This is a genomic window from Frankia sp. AiPs1, from assembly GCF_023716945.1.
GTDB lineage: Bacteria > Actinomycetota > Actinomycetes > Frankiales > Frankiaceae > Frankia.
Map to the genome: position 1 here is coordinate 1 of NZ_JAMQQF010001098.1, position 812 is coordinate 812.

An 812-nucleotide genomic window follows, 5' to 3' on the forward strand; every position below is an offset into this window, starting at 1 on the left:
GGCCGGGGCCGGGGCCCGCGTGGGGAGGGTCTCGGCCACGTTCGGGAACTCGCTGACGCCGGTGAGGGGATCGCGCCGGTGGGCGATCGCCTCGGCGCGCTTCGCCCAGGTGGCCGCGATCCGCTCGGCGACGAGACCCGAGCGCAGGGCGGCGACGATCCCGCCGGCCCGCTCGATCTCGGTGAACCAGGCCCAGGCGGCCTCGGCGAGCTCGGCCGTGAGCGACTCGACGAACCAGGAACCGCCGGCCGGGTCGATCACCCGGATCAGGCTCGACTCCTCCTGCAAAAGGGTCTGGGTGTTGCGGGCGATCCGCCGGGAGAAGTCGTCGGGCAGGCCGAGGCGGGTGTCGAACGGCAGGACCGTCACCGCGTCCGCGCCGCCGACGCCGGCGCCGAAGCAGGCCAGCGTCGTACGCAGCATGTTCACCCAGGGATCGCGGCGCGTCATCATCGCCGCCGAGGTGACCGCGTGCTGGCGCTGGGCGCGCTCGGCCGGCTCGGCCCCGCACACCTGCGCGACCCGGGACCACAACCGGCGCGCGGCCCGCAGCTTCGCGATGGAGGAGAACTGGTCGGCGGTGACCGCGTACCGGAACTCCACCTGCCCGAGGGCCTCGGCCAGGCTCAGCCCGGCGTCGGTGAGTGTGCGCAGGTAGGCGACACCGGTGGCCAGCGATGCGCCGAGCTCCTCGGCGTCGCTGCCACCGGCCCGGTGGTAGGGCTGGGCGTCGACGACGAACGCGCGCACGCCGGGGAACTCGGCGACGCAGCGCGCCGCCAGGGCGGCCGCCTCGGCGAGCCCGGTCGGGC

General features: G+C 75.6%; 1 protein-coding gene. It reads right to left on the reverse strand.

All coding sequences use genetic code 11. From position 1 onward, the window contains the following. A partial coding sequence (locus tag ND748_RS33090) for a methylmalonyl-CoA mutase family protein (protein ID WP_251750168.1) occupies positions 1-812 on the reverse strand: 812 nt, incomplete at both ends.